Consider the following 21,221-nt stretch of genomic DNA (forward strand, 5'->3'; position numbering starts at 1 on the left):
CCGGCATCTGCTTTTACTGGTGTCGACACCGAGACGTGGAACTCGCGGATGCCGTGCAGCAGCCTCGGGGCCAACACCCTGACCTGGTCCTTCATCATGAGCGGGTGACGGGAATCGAACCGGACCGGTAATAGGGTTCTCACCTGCGGGTTTGTCTTTTCGGCTGGTCGTGGCAACCAGGTTGAGCTGGGCTTTGCGGTGGCTGTCCTGCTGGGGGTCGCGGGCGCGGCTGCCTACGTCTCCTACCACCACTTCTATGGTCTTGCGATCGCTCTGGGTGAGCGGCACGACATGGCCATCCTGTATCCGGCGATGTCTGACGGCGTGATCGTCATGGCTTCGCTGGTGATGGTCTATTGCTCGCGTCGTCGGCTTCGCGTGCCGGTGCTGGCGTGGGTGGCGCTCGCTCTGGGCGGCGCGGTGACGCTGGCGGCGAATGTGGCGCACGGCTGGTCCGGCGGGCTCGGATCGCGGCTGGTCAGTGCCCTGGCACCGCTGGCTTTCGCGGGAGCGTACGAGCTACTGATGTGGATCGTTCGCAACAATCGGCGACCATCGGACGAGGTCGAGGCGCAGGAGCAGCCAGGGTTGTCCGGACGCCCCGCGCACCCGGCCTCCCTGCGCGCCCACGCAGGGAGGCCGTTGCCGCTTGCCAGTAGTGGAGCAGGATCACTCTGGCACGCGACGGGCGGGTCGTGGCAGGCCGAGGTTCTCGCGCAGAGTGGCGCCCGCATACGCGGTGCGGAAACGGCCACGCCGCTGCAGTTCAGGGACCACGAGGCGGGTGAACGCCGCCACCGGCCCCTGCAGGTAGGGGAACCCCACGGCGAACCCGTCGGCGGCGTCGCCGTCGAGCCAGTCCTCGATGATGTCGGCGATGTCGGCGGCCGTGCCGGCGAGGATGCCGTGCTGTTGGCGTTCTGCTGGATGCAGCAGAGCCGTGAACTCGCGAAGCTGCGCCTCGGCCTCGGCGCGTGTGTCTGCCACGAGCACCGAGGGGAACACAGCGAGCACGACGAGCGTGTCGGGATCGCGCCCGTGCGCCGCGGCGCGACGGCGGACGTCCTCGCGGGCCTCCCGCGCGTGCCAGCCACCACCGGACGCGAGCGCCAGGTCGGCCTCGCGCGCCGTGAGCTCCCGACCCGCCTCGCTCATCCCGGCTTGCAGGATAATCGGGTGCCCCTGCGGCGGACGGGCGATGTCGAGCGAGCCGGACACCCGGAAGCGCCTGCCTCGGTGGTCGAGCGGCTGGACCCGCACGGGGTCGAACACCTGCCCCTTTTCGCGGTCGTGGACGAACGCGTCGTCGTCGAAGCTGTCCCACAGGCCCTTGACGACGTCGACGAACTCCGCGGCGACGTCGTAGCGCTCAGGGGCGCGCAGCAGTTGGGCGTCCAGCCCGAAATTCCGCGCCTCTGTCTCGAAGCGCGAGGTGACGACGTTCCAGCCGGCCCGGCCGCCGGAGAGATGATCGAGGGATGCCAGGAGCCGTGCGAGCGAGTAGGGCTGGGTGAGGCTCGTCGAAGCGGTGGTGATGAGACCGATGTGTCTGGTCGCCGATGCGATCGCCGAGAGGAGTAGCGTCGGGTCGAGCGACTCGTTCACCATCGAGTCGTGCTGGTGCGCTTCGGCGGGGCCGGGCATGGTCCCGGTGGTTTCGGAGAGGAACAGTGCGTCGAAGAGGCCGCGCTCCAACTCCTGTACGACCTCGATGAACGCCTTCACGTCGGTGGCCGGCCGGGCCGGGGTGTTCGGATGCCGCCATCCGCGCAGGTGCGAGCCGGTCGAGTGGGTGATCGCGACAAGGCGCGCTTGCTTCTTCGCGCTCACGCGACACTCCTCTCCGGTCGGGAAAGGCCAAGGAAGTCGCGGAGTGTCGCGCCCTCCGGCGGGGCGAAGAGGCCGCGCCGAGCGAGGATCGGCAGGACCTCGTCGAGGAAGGGGTCGGCGTCGGCGGGGATCAGCGGGAACCGCACGGTGAACCCGTCGGCGGCGCCCGCCTCGTGCCACTCGGCGATCCGGTCGGCGACCTGCTCGGGCGTGCCGACAACGAACAGCCCACCGGTGCCGTCCGGTACGACCGGGCGCGGCGTGGCGTCGCGGAGCAGGTCCCGCAGTTCGTCGCGTCGCGTCGTCGCCTCGCCCTCGGTCGAGGCGACGATGGGGCTGAGCCCCGGCCACACCTGGACGCTTCCCGATGCCCGGCCGACGGCTACGAGCGCGTCGTCGAGCCGTGCCCGGTAGGCGTGCGCGTCGTCGATCGACCGGGCGGCGGTTAGCACGACGTCGGCCTGACGGCCGGCGAACGCAATCTCGGTTGGAGTTGCGGCGGCGTGGAAGACGACGGGATGCCCCTGCGTCGGCCGCGACACGTTCAGGGGGCCAGCGACCCGGAAGTGCTTGCCCACGTGGTTGAGAGGGCGACGCCCTCGGGGGGTGAAGTACAGCCCGGTCCGCTTGTCGGCCACGATCGCATCGTCGGCGTAGCTGTCCCACAGCTCCCGCACGATCTGCAGGAACTCCTCGGCGCGCTCGTAGCGCTCCTCGTGCACGTCGTGCTCGTCTCGAACGAAGCCGCCGGCCTCCCGCGGCACGACGCTCGTGTCAACGTTCCACCCTGCCCGGCCGCCGGAGATGTGGTCAAGGCTCGCGAGGCGGCGGGCGACGTGGAACGGCTCGTTGAAGCTCGTCGTCGCCGTGGCCACGAGTCCGATCCGGTCGGTGCGCGTGGCGAGGGCTGACAGGAGCGTCAGCGGCTCGAACGAGTTCGCCTGTGTCGTACGGCTGAGCGAGTCGAGGTGCTCGTCCCGAACCGCCGCATCGTCGGCGACGAACAGGGCGGAGAACCCGGCCTCCTCGATTCGTCGAGCGTACGCGGCGACGGCGGCCAGGTTGAGTTCCGCGTCCGGTTGCGCCGAGGGATGCCGCCACGCGGCGAGGTGCCCGCCGGGCGGGAGGGCGAGCGACGAGAACCGCAGCTTGCGCGGGGCGGTCATGCGAAATCCTCCATATCGCGCTTGTAGCCGGATGCGGACGCGCTCCGCCTCGCCAGTGGTGCGGCGTCTGTGGCGGGTGTCATAGCTGGTTTCCTCCCGTGTAGGTGAGCGCTGGGTCGTGCTGGTCAGTGTTTGCGGAGGCGGGCGACGGTGACCGGTCCGGGGCGATGCTGTCCAGGAGCGAGCGGGTGTACGGGTGCCGGGGAGCGGTGAGCACCTCGGTCACGGTCCCGTGCTCGACGACGGTGCCGTCCTTCATGACGAGCACGCGGTCGCAGACCTCATGGATCACGCCGAGGTCGTGGGAGATGAACAGCAGTGCCACCCCCAGCTCGTGGCGCAGCTGCGCGAGCAGGGCGAGGATCCGGGCCTGCACGGACACGTCCAGAGCGGACACCGGCTCGTCGCAGACAAGCACCTCCGGTCGCGGGGCGATCGCCCGGGCAATCGCGACACGCTGGCGCTGGCCGCCGGAGAGCTCACGACCACGCCGGTGCAGCACATCATCGTCGAGCCCGACGCGGCGAAGCAGCGCGGTGACCTCGGCCCGGGCCTTGATCGCGCCGCGACGGCCGGGTTGTCCGAGGGCTTCGGCGATGATGCGCTCGACGGTGAACCGTGGATCGAACGCGCTCAGCGGATCCTGGGAGATCAGCTGGATCCGGTGACGCTCGGATTGGCGTTCACGCTCTCGCAGCCCGCTCCACGCGGCCCCGTCGAGGCGCACCTCGCCGTGATCGGGGGCGAGCATGGCCATCGCGATCTGCGCGGTCGTGCTCTTGCCCGAGCCGGATTCGCCGACGATTCCGAGGGCCTCTCCGGCATGCAGACCGAAGGTGACGCCGTCGACGGCCTGCCGCCATGTGCCGTCCGGCGACCGGAAGCGCTTGGAGACGGCATCGAGCTCAAGAATGGTCCGTCCGATCGGGTGGGAACGTCCCGGTCTGCTCGGGTCCGCGCGTGACGGCGCGACCGGACGTGTCGGCGAGTCCCGGGGAGACGTGTCCACGTCCGCTGCGGCGCGGAAGATTCGTCCCGGTGCGCCGAACGTGGGCACCGCGGCGAGCAACTCGCGCGTGTAGGGGTGTGCTGGCCGCAGCAGGATGTCGTCCGGGGTGCCCTGCTCGACGATCACGCCCGCGGCCATCACCGCGATTCGATCGGCCAGGCGCGCCACCACGGACAGGTCGTGGCTGATCAACAGTATGGCCGTGCCTGCGTCGCGCATGTCCGAGAGCAGATCGAGGACCTGCCGCTGGACGGTCGCGTCCAGGGCCGTGGTCGGCTCATCGGCGATCACCAGCGACGGGGATGCCGCGATGGCCGAGGCGATCAGCGCTCGTTGCCGCAGCCCTCCGGACAGTTCGTGTGGATACTGCCGGGCGCGCACCCGCGGATCGGGGATCCCGACGCCCTGCAGCAGCGAGATCACCCGCTCGTCGCGATCTCGGCGGCTGCCCAGCTCATGCACGACCAAGGGCTCTGCGACCTCGTCGCCCACCAGGCGGAGGGGGTCCAGTGAGGTCAGCGCGTCTTGCAGGACGAAGCCGACGCGGGCGCCGCGCAACCTCCGCCAGTCGCGCTCGGCGAACCCCAGGAGCTGCTCGCCGGCGAAGGTCAACTCCTCGGCATCGACGGTCGCACGACTGCCTGTCAGGCCCAGCACGGCGCGGGCCGTGGCGCTCTTTCCCGAGCCCGACTCGCCGACCAGGGCGAGGCACTCGCCCGCTCCGAGGGCCAAGTCGATGCCACGCACCGCGGCCACCACCCCGTGCCGCGGCGTGGTGAAGCTGACGGTGAGATTCTTCGCGGTCAACAGCGGTGCCGATCCATTCTCGCTCACCGGGCATCCCTTCCTTCGAATCGGAGCTGCAGTGCCCGACCGACGGTGGCGATGCTGAGCACGGTGAGCGTGATCGCCAGTCCCGGGTAGACCCCGAGCAAGGGGGCCCGCTGCAAGTAGCCGCGCGCCTCGGCGAGCATGAGCCCCCACTCCGGTGCCGGCGGCTGCGGCCCGAGCCCGAGGAAACTCAGCGAGGCGCCTACGATGATCGTCTGGCCGAGGGTCATGGTCGCGTACACGAACAGCGGCGGCAGCACGTTGGGCACGATGTGGCGGAGGATCACCGCGCGTGCCGGCAGTCCGAGGGAGACCGCGGCGGCGACATAGCCGGTGTTCTTGACCACCAGCGTCTGCCCCCGCACCAGTCGCGCGAACCCCGGGGCGATCCCCACGGCGACGGCCAGGGCGGCGTTCCGCTCGCCGGCGCCGAAGATGGCGATGACCAGGAGAACCATCAGCATGCTCGGGACCGACATGAACACGTCCGCCGATCGCATCGCGACCTCGTCGACCACCCGCCCGGACAAGCCCGCGGTCAACCCCCACACCAGTCCCGCGAGGAATCCGAGCCCGGTGGCGGTCAGCCCGAGCAGGAGCGAGATGCGGGCACCGTAAATCAGGCGGGAGAGCGTGTCGCGTCCCAGCCGGTCGGTGCCCAGCAGGTGCTCGGGGCTGGCGCCCTGCAGTGTGGCCGACAGATCGGTGACATCGGGGACGTGAACGCTGAGCAGGCCCGGCCAGGCCGCGGCCACGCCCACCAACAGCAGGAATACGCTCGCGCACAGCAGCCCGCCCCGGCGCGCCCACTGTCCGGGCGCCGATCGCGGCGCGGCGGGGGTCGGTGGACACTCCGTACGGGAGGCTGTGGCCGGAAGCCGCGCGGTCATGGCGTCGTCTCCCGCAGCCGAGGGTCCACGACCCGGTACAACGCGTCCACGATCACGTTGACGACCACGAACACCACGGCGGAGAGGATCACGACACCGGCGACGACAGGGAAGTCGCGGCTGGTGACAGCGGTGACCAGCAACTGGCCGATGCCCGCCCGGGCGAATACGGTCTCCACGATCACAACGCCGCCCAGCAGCTCCGCCAGCGACCATCCCGACAGGGTGAGCACGGGGATCAGCGAGTGCCGCGCGACGTGACGCCACCGCAGTCGGCCGTGCGTGGCACCCCGGCTGAGCACCGTCGTCGCGAACGGCTGTTCCAAGGCACGCTCCAGCCCGTCCCGCATCACCTGGGCGAGTGCCGCGGCGATCGGCAGGGCCAGAGTCACCCACGGCAGGACCAGCGAGGCGATCCCGTCGTTCCCGATGGCCGGGAAGATCCGCAGCTCGAACGAGAACACCGTCAGAGCGAGGATGCCCACCCATGCGCTTGGCGTGGAGAGGAGCACGAGCTCGACGGTCGAGGTGACGGCGCGCCCGCGAGGGCGCGCCGCGGTGGAGGTGGCGAGCACGACCGCCAGGACGAAGCCCAGCACCGCCGCGCCCAGCGCGAGAACCACCGTGGACCCCAGCTGCGACCAGATCAGCTCCGCCACCGGCGCGCCCCGCTGATAGGAGGTCCCCAGATCACCATGGATCAGCCGGGCCAGGAAGTCGCCGTACTGCGCGATCAGGGGACGGTCCAGCCCGTACTCCCGGGTGATCGCCGCCAACACCTCGGGTGTGGCGCCGCCGAGGGATCCGCCGCCGACGATCAGCGTCGCCTTGTCGCCCGGCAGTAGTTGCATGCCGATGAACGTCACCGTCGCCGCGCCCCAGACCACGACGATCCCGAGCAATCCTCGGCGAATCCACCATCTGGCCTGCGGCGTTGTGCGCTCATTCACTCGCTCAGCCACGCGTCGTACAGCAGCGGCTGGGCTGTCGCACCGAAAGTCACGCCGTGCAGTGCATCGGAGGCGCCGAGGATGTACTGGTAGACGAAGATCGGCAGCACATGGGCGTCGGCCAGCACCTTCTTCTGGACCTGCGCGTAGCTCTTGTCCGCGACATCCTGATCGTTCGTGGTCAGGCCCGCGTCGAGCCACTGATCCAGCTCGTCCGAGTTGACGCGGGAGAGGTTCCAGCCTCCGACGGCGTAGCTTCGCTCGGAGTTGAAGGCGTCCCGCAGGACGTCCGGATCGGACCGGCTGATGTTGCCGTCCATGATGTCGTAGTCGCCGCTTTCCAGTCGCGAGATCACCGTGGCGACGTCGACGTTGGGACGCGTGATCTTGATCCCGACCTTCTTGGCGTCGGCCTGGACGGCCTCGGGGACTATCGTGTTCGCACCGAGGTATGAGGGCCAGACCAGCTCCAACTCCTGCCCGTCCTTGGTCCGGTAGCCATCGGCGTTGGTCTCGGTCCAGCCGGCCTCCTCCAGCAGGTGGACCGCTTTGTCAGGGTCGTAGCCCTGCAAGGAATTGGCTGCGGAGGCGTCGTAGCTGGCCGTCGCCGGGCCGAGCACATTGGTCGCGACCTCGTAGGTCCCGAAATACACGTTCTTCACGATCGCCGGGACGTCGGTCGCGGCCTGGAGCGCCTGTCGGATCCGCAGACCGCTCGTGAGTCCGCGCGAGGAGTTGAAGAAGAGGCTGTAGTTGACGCCCGGCACCGACGCCGTCAACACCTGGAATCCGGCCGTTGAGGTCAGCGTCTCCACGTCGGCGGCGGGGACGGCCGCGATCGCCTGCGCTTCCCCGTTGGTCAGCGCCCCGTACCGGGTCGCGTCCTCGGTGACCAGGTCGAAGCGCAACTGTTCCAGGTAGGCGGGACCCTCGTGTGCCGCGCCGGTCGGCGGGGAGCTGTAATCCGGATTGCGATCCAGCACCAGCATCTTCTGCTGGTCCCAGGACACGTACGAGAACGGCCCCGTGCCGACCGGCTTATAGTCCGCGGCAGGCAGCGCCAGCTGCGCGGGACTCTGGATTGCAAGCTCAGTCCCCGACAGCGTCTCGAGAAAAGGCCGGAACGGCTGCGACAGCGTCACCTCGACGGTCAGGTCGTCGATCACCCTCGAGTGGTCGTAGATTCCGAGAAGTATGGTGTTCTGCGACTTGGTCTCAGGATCGACGATGTGATCAAGGGCCGCCTTCACCGCCTCGGCTGTAAACGGGGTCCCGTCATGGAACTTGACCCCGTCTTTCAGCTCGAACGTGTAGACCGTCCCGTCCTCCGAGATGGTCCAGGAGGTGGCAAGCCACGGCTTGAACGTGCCCGGCTCGGTCTGCACCACGAGCGAGTCGAAGATGTTCCGGGTCATCAGCGCCGTCGCGTTACCTGGGCTCACCGCCGGGTCGAGGGTGATCGTGGCCTGGTTGATCAGATAGGTCAGCGTGCCGCCCTTGACAGGCTCCCCGTCCGTCGGCTCCGTCCCTGGCGAGGAGGTACAGGCCGCCAACGGCGCAATGAGGGCGACTCCCACTGCAGCCGAGGCCGCTATCTGGCGAACACTCCGGTGTCGGAACACGGACCACACACTCCTCTGTTCGGGGCGACGGGCACGACGAGGCCGCCGCCGACGGCGCGACCTTCACCCGTGAGCGGGTCGATCGTCCGATGGCACAGCCCCATAATGGGGACTATCCCCACATATTAGGTGGGGATAGTCCCCACATATCGAGCCGTCCACATTGTGGACAGGTAGACTGCCGGGGACCCAACGGGCCGCGTGACACGGAGACGTCATGACCACCAAGACGGCGGTAACGCGTCCGCGCCGTGCCGACGCGCGCCGCAACCGCGAACGCTTGGTCGCCGCGGCCGCCACGGTGTTCGCCGAGGAGGGCGCGAATGCACCGCTCGACAAGATCGCCCGCGCCGCCGGCATCGGCAACGCCACGATGTACCGCCACTTCCCCACACGGGAAGCGCTACTAGAGGCAGTCCTGCACGACGTCTACCGTGAACTGATCGCTCTAGCCGAACAGCTCTCCACCGTGACGCCCGCGATCGACGCGGTCGACCGATGGCTACGAGCCTTCATCAACTACTCGCAGACCTACCTCGATCTGCCCGAGCCGATCATCGCCGCCGCGTACGACGAGACCTCCGCGCTGTACGCCTCGTGCAAGGCAATGCGTTCCGTGGCCACTCGCCTGATCGGGCGGGCGCAGGAGGACGGCACGCTACGCGCCGACATCGACATCCTCGACCTGTGCGCGCAGGCGAGCGGGATCGCCTGGGCCACGCAGCGATCACCGGACAGGGAGCAGGTCACGCGGATGCTCGCCATGCTGATCAACGGGCTCCGCGCGTAGAGACACCCCCGCAGGTGGCGAGCGCGACACACGACGGATCGTCCGCGCCGATGCCGACGGACAGGCCGTTCGGGTAGCTATCGCTGCACCCCTTCCGCCGACATCCCCGTCGATCACCCTGTCGCCAACACGACTGCCGTAGAACCAACGCACGCGTGCGGCCCGCCTTCGAAGCCGCGGCCCCGGGATCGTGCTGCGAGCCCGTGGCTCAGCTCCTCCTGTGTGATCCGAAGGTGCGTTGCCAGTAGGTCAGCGGAGCCTCCTCAGTGGCATCCGCCGCGTTGACCGCACCAAGCACCAACGTGTGGTCGCCGGCGATCACGAACCGCGTGACCGAGACCGCTACCCACGCCTGCCGCTCAGACAAGGCCGGCGCACCGTCTTCAATCGTCCACGCCACGCCCTCGAATCTGCGCACGCCCTTCTGCGCGAAGCGGCGAGCGATCTGATCTTGATGCGACGCCAGGACATTGATCCCCAACGTCGACCCGACGCGGAGCCTCGACAGCAGATCGGACTTGCTGTCGAGGGATACCAGCATCATCGGCGGCGTCATGGACAAGGACATGAACGCGCTCACGGTCGTCCCGTGCGCGTCTCCTTCGGTGAGCACGGTGACGACCGAGACCGCCGCAGCGACGTTGGCCATCGCCGCGCGGAACGACTCCTCGAGGGCCTCGTCGCAACACCCTGACGCTGCGGAGCAAACGGGCCTCATCCTCGCTTGGCCCATTCGGCGGCAATGAGCTCGTACGACCGCACTCGGGCGGCGTGATCGTGAGTAACGGTGGTGATTGCGATCTCACTGGCGTCCGTTGCGTCGCGAAGTCGCTCGAGTTGGTCCGCGACCGTGACCGGTGAACCAACGGATTGAGTTCTCACGCGGTCGGTCACCAGGGCGCGAGCATCTTCAGTCCAAGCGAAGGCCACGATCTCCTCGGCCGTGGGGAACGGAATAGCGCCCTCGCCGCGACGGATGCTTCGAACCCAGGCAGGGTAGCCCGCCACGAGCTCGCGGGCCTCTTCGTCGGTTTCGGCCACGACCGCATCGACCGACACCGCGACGTAGGGTTCAGGAAGTTCTGCAGCCGAGGCCGCTATCTGCTGAATACTCCGGTGTCGGAACACGGACCACGCACTCCTCTGTTTGGGCGACAGGCAGGACAAGGCCGCCGCCGGCGGCGCGACCTTCACCCGCGAGTGGATCGATCGTCCGATGGCGCTACCTCATAACCGGGACTACCCCCACATACTAAACGGGGATAGTCCCCGTTTAATGGGAAGTCCACATTATGGACAGATAGACTGCCTGGCACCCAACGGGGCGATGCCGGGGCTGGGCGGGGTCCAGTGGCGTCGTTCAGGAGTGCGGGTGCGAGGGCTGGCTGTCCGATGAAGTGCGCGCCGTGACGGCGGGCTGCCCGGAGCGTGCAGCACAGAGGAGCGGCAGGCGGGGTCGGTCAGTCCTCGACGCGCAGTCCAGCCACGGCACGGCGTAGGACGTGTGTGCCGGGCGGGAGCTGCTGAGCTTGGGTGCCGCCGAGGGGGTGGAACTGTGCCTGTGCCCCGGTCGGGACGGTGACCCGGAACTCGACCTCGTCGCCGTCACGCGTCCATGCGCTCAGTACCTCGCCGTAGGGGGTCCGGATGGTTGCCTGAGCGGATGTGAGTCCTCCGCCGATCGACGGTGTCACGCCGATGATGCGGTATCCGGGTTCGATGGGGGTGATGCCGGCGATGTGCTCAGTGAGGAAGCGAGCGACCGCTCCGAGGGCGAAGTGGTTGTGGCTCATCTTCGCCTTGCCGGAGCGAGTGTAGCCCTCCCATGTCTCCCAAACGGTGGTCGCGCCGCGGCTGACCTGGTAGAGCCACGAGGGGTTCGTGTCCTGCATGAGCAGCTTCCAGGCGACGTCCGCGCGTCCTTCCGTGACGAGCACGTCCAGCAGGAGCGGCGTCGACAGGAAGCCGGTGCCCAGGTGCCCGCCGGCGCGGTCGATCAGTGTCAGCAGACGTTCGAGGGCCGCCGCACGCTCGGTCGGGTCGACGAGGCCGAAAGCGAGGGCGCGCACGTAGTCGTCCTGCCGGTCGGTGCCGATGCGTCCGTCGGCGGCAAGGAACGCCGCACGCCACGCCTCGCGCGTGCGGTCCGCGAGCTCTCGGAACCGCCGCTCCTCCTCCGATCGTCCGAGACATCGGCTATCCGGGAGAGGGTTCGTGCGGAGCGCTCGAAGTATGCCGTCGCGACGACGGCGCCGCGCCTTCGGCCGTCGATGGCCGACAGGAAGGGGTTCTCACCGGGGCGTAGCCACTCGCCGAACTGGAAGCCGGTGTCGACGATGTACCGCTCGATCTCGGGGCGTCCGGTTCCCTTCCGGCGGCGGGCACGGCTGGAGGCGCCTGCGGCGCGCCTCTCGCAATGCTCGACCCAGGCGACCATCGAGTCGTACTGGTCGCGCAGCACCTGCACGTCTCCGTAGTACCGGTACAGGGTCCACGGGATCAGGACGCTCGCGTCGCTCCATCCCGCGGCGGTACCGGCTGACTTGAGCTGCCCGCGCGGGCCGCCCGAGAACGTCGAGAACGACGACGGGATGACGACGGGGATCGTGCCGTCCACCGCCTGTTCGAGAGCGAGGCTGCGCAGGTAGCGCCGCAGGTAGGACTGCGCGCCCACGTAGGCGGTGGCCGTCGGCGCGAACACCTGGATGTCCCCGGTCCACTCGGACCGTTCCCGCGTCGGGCCATCGGTGGAGGTGTCCATGAAGTTCGACCGCAGGGACCATCCGACGTTGCTCCACAGCTGGTTCAGCCGCGCGTCGGAGCTGTGGAACTGCCCGGTCTGCTCCAGATCGGAGGAGATCACGATCCCGCGCACGTCCTCAGACGCGAGGCCAGCGTCCAAGCCCTCGACGGACACGTAGCGGAAGCCGTGGATCGTGAACCACGGCTGCCAGAACGCGTCATCACCGTCCAGGATTACGACATCACGCTGGTACCACCGGCCGACGGGGAAAGGGTGGATGTAATCGAGGTCGAGCTCACCGTCCGGGCGCTCGATCTCCGAGTGCGTCAGCCTCACCCGGGCGCCCGCCGGCCCGCGGAGCCGGATGCGCACGACCCCGGCGAAGTTCTGACCGAAGTCGACGACCTGCTTGCCCGACGGCAGGCGCCGGATGCGCTGCGGCGCCAACTCGCCGACCTGCTGGACGCGTTCGACGCTCTCAGCGACGAGCGTTCGCGGCTCGGAGAGGACCTCGACGGGCCGGAATCGGGCGGGATGCTCTGCGGAGCGCAGCCAGTCGTCGTCTGGGATCCGCAGGTCGACGCGCTCGCCGGTCTTCGGGTCGGCGCTCGTGATGCGCCCGCCGGCGGCGCGCCATGTGCCGTCGCTGGCGGTCACCTGTGTCGTGCCGTCCGCCAGCTCCAGGTGCACCTGGAGGAGACCGGCGAGCCGGTCGCCGTACACCGCGCGGTGGTTCTCGAAGCCGAGCGAGCCCCGGAAACGGCCGTCGCCGAGCGCGAGGGCGACGACGTTCGCCCCACGGGCGAAGGCGCTGGTCACGTCGTAGGTCACGTACTCGACCTCGTGGTCGAACGGCGTCCAACGAGGCACCAGCGCCGTCCCGGTGATGTCGTGTCCGTTGACGAAGAGCCGATGCCATCCCAGCGACGACACGTACGCGCGGGCCCGGACGACGTCCGCGGGCAGCTGCGCCACCCCCCGCAGGTACATGGCCGCCGGGTCCTTCTCAGCGGGCCGGGCCGGGTCGGTCACCCACGCTGCCGACCAGTCCGACGTCTGCAGCAGACCCGTCTCGAAGCGCGCCGGCTCGCTCCACGGACCTGGCTCGTCGTGCGACGCTTCCCAGACGCGCACCCGCCATGTGTAAGCGGCACCGGACTCCAACTCGTCGCCACCGTACGACACGCCCGAACGCTCGGCACCCTCGACTCGACCGGTCTCCCACACCCGCCGTCCCGTCGCGACGTCGGGCCCCTCGGTGACCTGCACTTCCCACGCCACCTGATCGGCGGCGACCGCGGGGAGGCGCCAGCCGAACTCGGGCGTGCGCGCATCCATGCCGAGCGGTGCGTGGCGGCCGTTCACGCGAAGGTCCATCGGTGATGCAGGCATGAGACTCCCGTTCCTCGTCGAAAAGACCGACGCCAAAGTATTTCACTTTCGACAATACATGCGGGTGGAGCGCGTCGCCATCGCCGCTGCCGCCGCGCCTTTCCGGCCCGGCTAGGCTGATGGCTCGATCCTCGAAAGGAGGGCCCGTGCCCCGACCCGCGCGAGCGCGGCTCGCCTCCCCGACGGACGCCGAGCTCGGCCCTGTCCGGCCCGTAGAGCAGGGCACGCTCCTCGCCTCGCTGTCCACGATCATCCACTGGGCCGACAGCCACGAGGTGCGGGCGGAGATGATGCACGCCGCCGGATTCCCGATCCCCGACGTGACGCTCTTCCTTGTCGTGAACCATCTGGCGCATCGCGGGGCACTTCGGCCCACCGAGTTGGCCCGTATGCTCGGGACAGGGCCATCCAACGTCACCAAGATCACCCATCGCCTGCACGAGGCGGGACTGGTACTGCGCACCGCCGATCCCGACGACGACCGCAGCGTGCTGATCGCGCTGTCCCCAGTCGGCCGTGTGATCGGCCGACGCATTCTCGACCACGTCGCAGACCGCGTCGACGCCATCGTCGACACGTGGCCCGCCGACGAGCGCGAGGCGCTGCGGCGCATGCTCGCCCGACTTGCCGATGCGGCCATCGCCGACGGGTACCGCCCCGCACCTCACGCCTGAACACAACCGAGGAGTTCCCCTGGCCCTGACGGTTGGCCCTGACGTTCGGCTACAGGGAGGCGATTTTCTCCAGCCCGCGCAACGCCTGCGCCACCACATCAGCTGGTGCGGCGTCCTCCTCGCGAACCGCCCACCAGGCCAGTGCTCGCAGCATCGCCGCCTGGATGGCCGCGCCCGCGGCGACCGGCGTGATGGCGTCCTTCGGCTCGCCAAGCCGCCGCGCCACATACGCCACGAGCTGCTCGCGCCACCGCTCGAACGTCTCCGACCGGCTCGCCTGCAGCTCCGGGACGGTCGCAATCAACCGCAGCCGAACACGCGTCAGCGCAAGGTCCTCGACCTGCTGGTCGAACACCGACATCACCACGGACCTGACCGCCTCGATGACCGACAGACGCTCGTCAGCTGTCTCGAAGGCCGCCCGCAGCGCCTCGAAGGAGCTCTCGATGCCACCCCACACGATGAAGACGCCGCCACCGCGGTCGCTGAGGACTTGCGGGCGCGATACTCCGTCAACGCAGTCGGCGCGCGGGTTGACGTCACCGACTCGGCGTCGGTCGCCGCGGGCGCCGACACCGCGGTCGCACAGCTCGGCGGTGTGGACATCTGGGTGAACAACGCCGGAATCTTCCCCAGCGTCTCCCTCCTCGACATGCCGGACGAGGTATGGGAGCAGGTTTTCGCCGTCAACTCCCGCGGTGTCTTCCTGGGCGCCCGTGAGGCCGCCCGTAGGATGTCCGCCACCGGCAAGGGCGGGGTGATCGTCAACATCGTCTCGACCGCGGGGTTCAAGGCCACCGCGCCCGGACTTGCCGCCTACGTCGGCTCCAAGCACGCCGTCCGCGGCCTGACCAAGGAACTCGCCCTCGAGTTCGCGCCACTCGGCATCCGCGTGCTCGGCGTTGCACCCACCTACGTGCCCACCGAGGGCAACATCGCCGCCACACAGACCGCGCTCGAAGCGGCCGCCGCGGCCGGGGTTGATGTCACTCAGCTCGATGTCATGCAGCAGAGCATGATCGGACGCATCGGAACCCCCGACGACATCGCCCGCGTCGCCCTTTTCGCCGCCAGCGACCTGTCCATCATCATGACCGACAGCACCCTGCTCGCCGACGCCGGCGAAACGATCTGACCCGTGTTCGGCCCTGCGATGTCGCAGCCGGCCGCACCGTTCGGGATGGCCCGGCGCCTTCCGCATTCGTTCACGCCATCGACGCCAGACGGCGGCAGGCAGAAGACGGCGTTGGCCAGCAGCGCCCCGGGCGATCTGGGCGCCGGTGTAGGCGGCACTTCCCCTAGGCGAGGCATTCAGATCCGCGATCACCAACGTGGCCGTGGTGCCCGTGCCACCAGGCGGGCCACGGAGACCACCGAAGCGCGCGCCCGAGACCGCACGACGAACTCGGCGACAGCAAGTCCGCCGATTTGCTGGCGACCTATGGGTCCGAGGTGCGGATGATCGAGGTCAAGTCGGCCGCTGGCAACGCGTCCGAGAAGCTCGTGGGAGCGCTGGAGCGGCACCTGTCGACCTGCCCGAGCCTACGCCCCCATCAGCCGGTCGGCGCAGGCGTGCTGGTGGTGAACCACCAGTACCGAAAGGACCCGCACGATCGTTCCGCGCAGGTGTACGAACGACGCGAGTTCGTTGACTCGCTCAAGGTCGTGGTGCTCAGCAGCCGAGATCTGTTCACCTGGTGGGCCGCAGGCGATTGGCCGGCGATCCGGAAGGCCGTGCTCGGCACGACTCCCGTGGCACCGCCCTCCGTTGCGGCCATGCCCCCATCACCGGGCCCGAAGGACCGTGCTACGTCCAGGAGGCTGCGCTGGCTCTGGAACCGTGGGGGTTAAGACCACAGGTGCCCTTCTGGCGCAGAATTTGGGGTGCTGGTTCGGAGGCATCGCCCGCCGATGGCGTGCTCAGTAGTGGTAGCGGGCCTGAAGGATGATCAGTTCGTCGTCGCGTGGGAGGTAGACGAGCCGGTGTTCTTCGGTGATCCTTCGGGACCAGGCTCCCTGGAGGGCATGTTTGAGCGGTTCGGGTTTGCCGATGCCTGCGTATGGGTCGCGAAGGGTGTCTTCGATAAGCCTGTTTATGCGTTTCAGGACCTGGCGGTCGGTGGTGAGCCAGGAGGTGTAGTCCTCCCAGGCTTCGGGGGTGAAGGAGAGCTTCATGGTTGGTCGTCGGCGATGAGTTCGCGGATTTCGTGCCGGCCTTCCAGGGCGTGCTGGTAGGAGGCGATGAGCCTGCGCATGTTGGCCGGTGAGCGCAGGAGGTGCGCCGTCTCCTTCAGCGCTTCGTACTCGGCGGCGGGTACGAGGTAGGCGCGGTTGTGTTTGGAGACGATCTCCACGGCCAGGCTGTCCTCGTTCACCTCGTCGATGAGAGGGAACAGCCGGCGCCGGGCTTCGCTTGCAGTGATCGACATCAGAAACCTCCACCCAATCTGGTACCAGATATCGTACCACTCTGGTCGAGGGTGGGGTTGCCTGCTGTACATGGAGCAAAGCGCTCACGCGAGCCAAGCTCAGCGGCTTCCACTTTCACGATCTGCGGCATACAGGGAACACCTTCGCCTCGCAGTCCGGCGCGACGTTACGCGAGCTGATGAACCGCACGGGCCACTCGACCACCCGGGCCGCACTGATCTACCAGCACACCGCGATGGAGTGGGATCGGGCCATCGCTGACGCGCTCGGGAAGCCCGCCGAGGAAGCGCTCAAGAAGCAAGATCCAAGTGGAACGGGCACGTAGTGGGCACGGAAGGTCGATTGGCGCTAGAAAAGATCAAGGCCTGGGTCGGGAATTATCCTCTGACCTGGGCCTTCGTTGTTGGAGCGGGTGACGGGAATCGAACCCGCGCTGTCAGCTTGGGAATCGCAGGAATCCCGGCTGGTAGGGGCCTTGACCCGGAGCTTGGGCGGCCGTGAGGAACCGTGATTGATCACTAGCCCTAATGGCACGCTAATGGCACGAAGATCACGACTCTGCGCTGCGCTTCTCCTTCTGCCCGGCGACACCTGGCCCGTGGTCCGCGCTGTCCGGGACCGGCCCTAGGCCGTAGGCCCGGCGGCCGACACGATCGACATGGCAATCAGCGAGCGGGACGACGAAGGTCCGAGCGGAATCCCGGCTTCAGTGGACTCATGGCCTGAGGGGATCGACCAGTTCGGCATCGCGGGCGTCCCTGGCACGCGACTGTCCGGCCCGGACCACCAGCACCGCTCGTCCTAGTGGCCAGGCCAGACCGGCGCACCCCGCACCCTTCCCCCACCTGGGGTTAGCGGCGCAGCAGCATGCGTAGCAGACGCAGAGCCCTAGCGCGGCGGCCGGGATCGGCGGAGTACAGGTAGGTGGCTGCGGTGACGGCGATCAGTCCGGCGGCGATGAAGACAACCGGGGTGAAGACGGGCAGAGCGAGGTTGGGCATCCCCGGTTCGGGGTGTCCCCTTCATGCGGTCGGGAGCGCCCTTGGGTGATGGGCGTCGTACGGTCGAAGGTCCGGCGCACACCACCCACCCCGCAGAATCGCAGGCTGGGGGCGCTGCCACCAGCGGGAATCGCGGCGGCACCTCCAGTCTTCGATACCTCTATGGTCGCTTTACGATCTCCGCGAAACGCGGATGGGATCGTAGGAAGATGAACGCTGGCGAACGAGTGCTGACATTCTGGCCTGGAACGCTGACGTTCCTGACACCTGCCTGGGGCGGGTGGATACCCGGTTGGCGACGGTTTGGCCGACCGGTTTTACGTTTCGTGACGTCCCGGGATGCTCAAGACCATCATGACCCTTCCCCCGTCCTCCTCCGCCAGCCCGACCGCGCCGGTCGACCCGGCTGGCCCTGAAGAAGCCTTCGCCGGGGAGCCGGAGGCTCTGACGGTGCTGCGGGTCCGGCTGCAGGAGCTGTGCCGGTACCAGGGCAAGCCCTCCTTCCGGGAGTTGGCCAAGAAGACCAGATTCAGCCAGACCACTGCGCACAAGGTGATCCGCTGCGCCACACTGCCGCGCTGGGGCAACCTCGAGCTCATCGTGGAAGCCCTGGACGGGCCGGTCGAGGAATTCCGCAACTTGTGGCTGCACGCCGAGCAGGCTGCTGGACGGGCTGCCGAGCTGGTTTCTGCTGTCCGGGGGATTCACCGCCCGCAGCGGTCGCCGCTACCTCCTCTCCCTCGCACACGGGCCGTCAACTGACCGGCCACACCGGCCCCATCTACGGGGTCGCCTTCCACCCCGGCGGGCACCTGCTCGCCACCACCAGCACCGACCGGACGGTGCGGCTGTGGGATCCCGACACCGGCCGGCAGATCCGCGACCGGCTGCGCGGGCACACTCGTTCGGTCTGGGGGCTGGCCTTCCACCCCAGCGGCCACCTGCTGGCCACCGCCAGCCGCGATATGACGGTCCGCTTGTGGGATGCGGCCACCGGCCAGCCCGTCGGGGACCCCCTTGCCGGGCACACGGATCATGTCCGCGCGGTGGCCTTCCATCCCGACGGCCACCTGCTGGCCAGCGTCGGCGACGACCCGGCGGTATGGCTGTGGGAGATCGGCGGTAATCGTGCGGTCGCCCGCGCGACCAGACGCCGGGTCGAGGGTTTGCGCGCGACCTTGGCCACGATCAGGGGCGAACGGGACGCGCTGCGCCGGGAGCGCGATGAGCTGGCGGCTCAGGTCCGAAAGCGCCCGGCCTCGCCAGCCCTGCCCTCGCCTAAGCGCCTACCTACACCAGGATCGGCGGTGCGCTCCATGGCCCGTACGCTGATCGGCCACACTCATGCCGTATGCGGGGCGGCTTTCCACCCCGGCGGTCACCTGCTGGCCACCACCAGCTTCGACCAGACGGTGCGGCTGTGGGATCCGGCCATCGGCCAGAATGTCGGTCAGCCGCTCACTCCACACCCCGGTGGCGCCGTCTGGGTGACCTTCCATCCCGGCGGCCATCTGCTGGCCACCGTCGGCCACGACCAGATGGTGCGGCTGTGGGATGTGACCACCGGCCAGCCCGTCACCACCCTTACCAGCCACACCGACCTGGTCTACGGGGTGGCCTTCCACCCCGGTGGCCACTTCCTTGCCACCGCCAGCGACGACCGGACCGTGCGGCTGCAGCCGGTGCCGGACCGGTCGGGGAACCCCACGTAACTCCCATTCCGTCGGATCAGCCATCGAACTCCGGGCAACCCACCCGCAACGGTCGGGCACCCACCCGGTAGTGGGAAGACCTGGAGTGACCGAGAACCGGCGCCTGCCATAGACGCCGACGCGCTTCAACCTACGCCGTCCGCACACCAAGCCCGGGCTACGCTGGTCCCGCCGCCTACGAGGTCGACCACGCGGGCTGACCACCACACCAATGGTGCCCGGCGGTGGTGCGAGGGACGAATTTGGACATGACGACGGCCATGAGGTACGCCGATTTCGCCGCACACGAAGCGCACGATGTATCGCCCGCGTATGAGCGCCTGTCGCTCGCCGTCTCTCGTGACGACGAGGTGCTCGCATTACTCGGCATGCTCCCGCCGATCAAGCGGCAACCGAACCTGCTGTTCGGCGTGGTGCGGTTCCTCGGCGGCCCGGTCCAGGACCCGGCGGCATTCCATCGCTACACGGTAAGAAACTGGCAGGTGATCGAGGCAGAGATACGCACTCGGACCACGCAGACGAACGAGGCCGGGCGTTGTGCGGTGCTTCTGCCGGTGCTCGCCGCACTGCCGCAGCCGCTCGCGTTGCTGGAGGTAGGCGCGTCTGCCGGGCTGTGCCTCTACCCCGACAGGTACGCCTACCGCTACGGCGATCACGTGATCGGCTGCGGTGAACCGATCCTGGACTGTGCGATGACCGGCGCGGCGCCACCGACCCGCCTCCCCGATGTGGTCTGGCGCTCCGGCCTCGATCTGAACCCGCTAGACGTGACCGATCCCGCGGACGTCGAGTGGCTCGAGGCCCTCATCTGGCCCGAGCACACGCACCGCCGCGCTCGACTGCGCGATGCGGTGGCTGTCGCCGCGAGCGAACCGCCTTCGCTTCTGCGGGGGGACCTGGTCGACGACCTGCCGGCGCTGGCCGCGCAGGCACCGGCCGGTGCGACGTTGGTGGTGTTCCACAGCTCCGTGCTGTACCAGGTGCCGAAGCCGCGGCGGGAGGCGTTCGCTGACGTGGTGCGCGGACTACCTGGGCACTGGATCTCGAACGAGGCCCCCGATGTCCTCCCTTACGACACGTTGCCGACCCCTCCTGACGCTTCGTCGCTCAACGTGCTCGCCCTGGACGGAAGACCTCTCGCCTGGACCCGGTCACACGGCCAGTCGATCGCCTGGTTCGCCCGCAGGGAGATTCCGGACGATCAGGTAGAGCAGGAACCACACCATGGCCTGCAGCCATGACAGACCACCACCTTTGACCACCGCATAATCGCAGGTAGCAGCCCCAAGTCGAGTTTCTGCATCCCACGATTATTTGCTGCGGCGCCGCAGTAGGCCTCGGCCGAGGAAGGCGACTCCCAGAAGGCCTAGACCGACCAGCGGATAGATGCGGTAGCGGGCGACTTGGTCGTAGATCGGGCCGATATGGGTGCCTGCCGTGTAGCCCAGGGCCGTCCACCCGCCGACCCACAAAATCGCACCGAGGCTGTTGAAGGCCAGAAAGCGGCGCCAGGGCATGCCGGTGGTGCCGGCGATGATGCCATTGGTCTGGCGCAGTCCTTCGACGAAGCGAGCGATGGTGACGATCTTGCCGCCGTGCCGGGTGAAGAACTTCTCGGCTTTGTGGAAGCGTTCGGGAGTCAGCAGGACGTAGCGGCCCCACCGGTGGACGAAGGCGCGGCCGCCGGTACGGCCGATCAGGTAGCCGACATTGTTGCCGATGATGGCGGCCAGTACCGCGATCAGCACGACGACGGCGATGTTCAGTCTCCCGGCCCCGGCGTAGACGGCTGCGGCGATGAGGATGGTCTCCCCTGGGACGAGGACGCCGAAGTTCTCCACGAAGATCAGCGCGCCGACGGCCAGGTAGCCGTAGTGGTCCAGCAGCGGGGCCAGGTGGGCCAGCGGGCCAGGCAGTGGCGGGGTCACTAGGGCACCATCCTTCTCACAGGCACCCGTATGGTGCTTGTTGTTGGAACCCGGCGGGAGCCGGGGTGACGGCCTTGTGCGGTCGCTCTTTGAGGGCCTCCATGACACCGCCGCCCCCGGTTCTCGCGGGGCTTGGGACCGGCAACAGGGAGATGCGCCGTAGAGCGCCGGTTAGTGACCACCCGGGAGCAGGCCCCGTCGCCGCCGGGTCGTCGCTGCCACCGTCTGGAGTCGCTTTGCCCGTTTCGCTGCC

The 21,221-nt window shown here is 68.5% G+C and carries 22 protein-coding genes and 2 pseudogenes; 9 read left to right on the forward strand and 15 right to left on the reverse strand.

Annotated elements, in window-relative coordinates; genetic code table 11:
• Positions 1-198 precede the first annotated feature (198 nt).
• Positions 199-546 (forward strand): annotated as a pseudogene (locus Amac_RS58030) (DUF2637 domain-containing protein); the annotation flags it as partial.
• Positions 547-669: 123 nt separating this feature from the next.
• Here Amac_RS58030 and Amac_RS26530 read toward each other — a convergent pair.
• The 6 genes from Amac_RS26530 to Amac_RS26555 all read right to left on the reverse strand — a co-directional run bounded on the left by Amac_RS26530 (position 670) and on the right by Amac_RS26555 (position 8,229).
• A complete protein-coding gene (locus Amac_RS26530; protein ID WP_155357121.1) occupies positions 670-1,830 on the reverse strand; it encodes an NtaA/DmoA family FMN-dependent monooxygenase in 1,161 nt (386 codons plus the stop codon).
• Positions 1,827-2,996 (reverse strand): NtaA/DmoA family FMN-dependent monooxygenase, encoded by a 1,170-nt coding sequence (locus Amac_RS26535; RefSeq protein WP_155357122.1) that lies wholly within the window; start codon positions 2,994-2,996, stop codon positions 1,827-1,829. The genes Amac_RS26530 and Amac_RS26535 overlap by 4 nt, the downstream gene beginning before the upstream one ends.
• Before the next feature lie 79 nt (positions 2,997-3,075).
• Positions 3,076-4,839, reverse strand: a complete 1,764-nt coding sequence (locus Amac_RS26540) for a dipeptide ABC transporter ATP-binding protein (protein WP_155357123.1) — start codon at positions 4,837-4,839, stop codon at positions 3,076-3,078.
• Positions 4,836-5,726: an ABC transporter permease gene (locus Amac_RS26545; RefSeq protein WP_155357124.1), complete on the reverse strand. Its 891-nt coding sequence runs from the start codon at positions 5,724-5,726 to the stop codon at positions 4,836-4,838. Before Amac_RS26545 ends, Amac_RS26540 begins: the two co-directional genes overlap by 4 nt.
• On the reverse strand, positions 5,723-6,676 hold the full coding sequence (locus tag Amac_RS26550) for an ABC transporter permease (protein WP_246268707.1): 954 nt from the start codon (positions 6,674-6,676) through the stop codon (positions 5,723-5,725). The genes Amac_RS26545 and Amac_RS26550 overlap by 4 nt, the downstream gene beginning before the upstream one ends.
• A complete protein-coding gene (locus tag Amac_RS26555; protein WP_155357125.1) occupies positions 6,673-8,229 on the reverse strand; it encodes an ABC transporter substrate-binding protein in 1,557 nt (518 codons plus the stop codon). The genes Amac_RS26550 and Amac_RS26555 overlap by 4 nt, the downstream gene beginning before the upstream one ends.
• Before the next feature lie 286 nt (positions 8,230-8,515).
• Here Amac_RS26555 and Amac_RS26560 point away from each other — a divergent pair, with 286 nt between their 5' ends.
• On the forward strand, positions 8,516-9,088 hold the full coding sequence (locus Amac_RS26560) for a TetR/AcrR family transcriptional regulator (RefSeq protein WP_155357126.1): 573 nt from the start codon (positions 8,516-8,518) through the stop codon (positions 9,086-9,088).
• Between the two features lie 208 nt (positions 9,089-9,296).
• On the opposite strand, the gene Amac_RS26565 is transcribed toward Amac_RS26560, so the two are convergent.
• The 4 genes and pseudogenes from Amac_RS26565 to Amac_RS26580 form a co-directional block, all read right to left on the reverse strand.
• A complete protein-coding gene (locus Amac_RS26565) occupies positions 9,297-9,737 on the reverse strand; it encodes a flavin reductase family protein (protein WP_218041291.1) in 441 nt (146 codons plus the stop codon).
• A gap of 65 nt (positions 9,738-9,802) precedes the next feature.
• On the reverse strand, positions 9,803-10,282 hold the full coding sequence (locus Amac_RS26570) for an LLM class flavin-dependent oxidoreductase (protein ID WP_246268708.1): 480 nt from the start codon (positions 10,280-10,282) through the stop codon (positions 9,803-9,805).
• Between the two features lie 266 nt (positions 10,283-10,548).
• Positions 10,549-10,881: an alpha-L-rhamnosidase C-terminal domain-containing protein gene (locus tag Amac_RS58035; protein WP_373869842.1), complete on the reverse strand. Its 333-nt coding sequence runs from the start codon at positions 10,879-10,881 to the stop codon at positions 10,549-10,551.
• Between the two features lie 3 nt (positions 10,882-10,884).
• Positions 10,885-13,223: pseudogene (locus Amac_RS26580) on the reverse strand (family 78 glycoside hydrolase catalytic domain); the annotation flags it as partial.
• Between the two features lie 146 nt (positions 13,224-13,369).
• On the opposite strand from Amac_RS26580, the gene Amac_RS26585 reads away from it, so the two are divergent.
• A complete protein-coding gene (locus Amac_RS26585) occupies positions 13,370-13,897 on the forward strand; it encodes a MarR family winged helix-turn-helix transcriptional regulator (RefSeq protein WP_170322656.1) in 528 nt (175 codons plus the stop codon).
• A gap of 49 nt (positions 13,898-13,946) precedes the next feature.
• Here Amac_RS26585 and Amac_RS53825 read toward each other — a convergent pair whose 3' ends face one another.
• Positions 13,947-14,357 (reverse strand): acyl-CoA-like ligand-binding transcription factor, encoded by a 411-nt coding sequence (locus Amac_RS53825; RefSeq protein ID WP_246268709.1) that lies wholly within the window; start codon positions 14,355-14,357, stop codon positions 13,947-13,949.
• On the opposite strand from Amac_RS53825, the gene Amac_RS26590 reads away from it, so the two are divergent.
• A complete protein-coding gene (locus Amac_RS26590; RefSeq protein ID WP_281356345.1) occupies positions 14,241-15,032 on the forward strand; it encodes an SDR family NAD(P)-dependent oxidoreductase in 792 nt (263 codons plus the stop codon). The genes Amac_RS53825 and Amac_RS26590 overlap by 117 nt on opposite strands.
• A 323-nt stretch (positions 15,033-15,355) precedes the next feature.
• On the forward strand, positions 15,356-15,748 hold the full coding sequence (locus Amac_RS26595) for a hypothetical protein (RefSeq protein ID WP_155357132.1): 393 nt from the start codon (positions 15,356-15,358) through the stop codon (positions 15,746-15,748).
• A 69-nt stretch (positions 15,749-15,817) separates the two neighbouring features.
• Here the strand turns inward: Amac_RS26595 and Amac_RS26600 are convergent, their stop codons facing one another.
• Together Amac_RS26600 and Amac_RS26605 are read right to left on the reverse strand one after the other, a co-directional pair.
• On the reverse strand, positions 15,818-16,072 hold the full coding sequence (locus tag Amac_RS26600; protein ID WP_155357133.1) for a Txe/YoeB family addiction module toxin: 255 nt from the start codon (positions 16,070-16,072) through the stop codon (positions 15,818-15,820).
• Positions 16,069-16,326 (reverse strand): type II toxin-antitoxin system Phd/YefM family antitoxin, encoded by a 258-nt coding sequence (locus Amac_RS26605; RefSeq protein WP_155357134.1) that lies wholly within the window; start codon positions 16,324-16,326, stop codon positions 16,069-16,071. Before Amac_RS26605 ends, Amac_RS26600 begins: the two co-directional genes overlap by 4 nt.
• Before the next feature lie 41 nt (positions 16,327-16,367).
• On the opposite strand from Amac_RS26605, the gene Amac_RS58040 reads away from it, so the two are divergent.
• On the forward strand, positions 16,368-16,652 hold the full coding sequence (locus Amac_RS58040) for a tyrosine-type recombinase/integrase (protein WP_344446497.1): 285 nt from the start codon (positions 16,368-16,370) through the stop codon (positions 16,650-16,652).
• A gap of 526 nt (positions 16,653-17,178) precedes the next feature.
• On the opposite strand, the gene Amac_RS26615 is transcribed toward Amac_RS58040, so the two are convergent.
• The gene (locus tag Amac_RS26615; RefSeq protein WP_155357135.1) at positions 17,179-17,328 is read right to left on the reverse strand and encodes a hypothetical protein; all 150 of its coding nucleotides are present in this window, start codon (positions 17,326-17,328) and stop codon (positions 17,179-17,181) included.
• Between the two features lie 339 nt (positions 17,329-17,667).
• Between Amac_RS26615 and Amac_RS56400 the strand changes: the two genes are divergently transcribed.
• The 3 genes from Amac_RS56400 to Amac_RS26625 all read left to right on the forward strand — a co-directional run bounded on the left by Amac_RS56400 (position 17,668) and on the right by Amac_RS26625 (position 20,281).
• Positions 17,668-18,090 (forward strand): helix-turn-helix transcriptional regulator, encoded by a 423-nt coding sequence (locus Amac_RS56400; protein ID WP_246268712.1) that lies wholly within the window; start codon positions 17,668-17,670, stop codon positions 18,088-18,090.
• Positions 18,091-18,170: 80 nt separating this feature from the next.
• Positions 18,171-19,040 carry a WD40 repeat domain-containing protein gene (locus tag Amac_RS26620; protein WP_246268713.1) on the forward strand — a complete coding sequence of 290 codons (870 nt, stop codon included), beginning with the start codon at positions 18,171-18,173 and terminating at the stop codon, positions 19,038-19,040.
• A 248-nt stretch (positions 19,041-19,288) separates the two neighbouring features.
• Positions 19,289-20,281 carry a DUF2332 domain-containing protein gene (locus tag Amac_RS26625; protein WP_155357144.1) on the forward strand — a complete coding sequence of 331 codons (993 nt, stop codon included), beginning with the start codon at positions 19,289-19,291 and terminating at the stop codon, positions 20,279-20,281.
• A 69-nt stretch (positions 20,282-20,350) separates the two neighbouring features.
• Here Amac_RS26625 and Amac_RS26630 read toward each other — a convergent pair whose 3' ends face one another.
• Positions 20,351-20,968, reverse strand: a complete 618-nt coding sequence (locus Amac_RS26630; protein ID WP_155357137.1) for a DedA family protein — start codon at positions 20,966-20,968, stop codon at positions 20,351-20,353.
• Between the last annotated feature and the right edge of the window lie 253 nt (positions 20,969-21,221).

This window comes from Acrocarpospora macrocephala (assembly GCF_009687865.1).
Taxonomy (GTDB): domain Bacteria; phylum Actinomycetota; class Actinomycetes; order Streptosporangiales; family Streptosporangiaceae; genus Acrocarpospora; species Acrocarpospora macrocephala.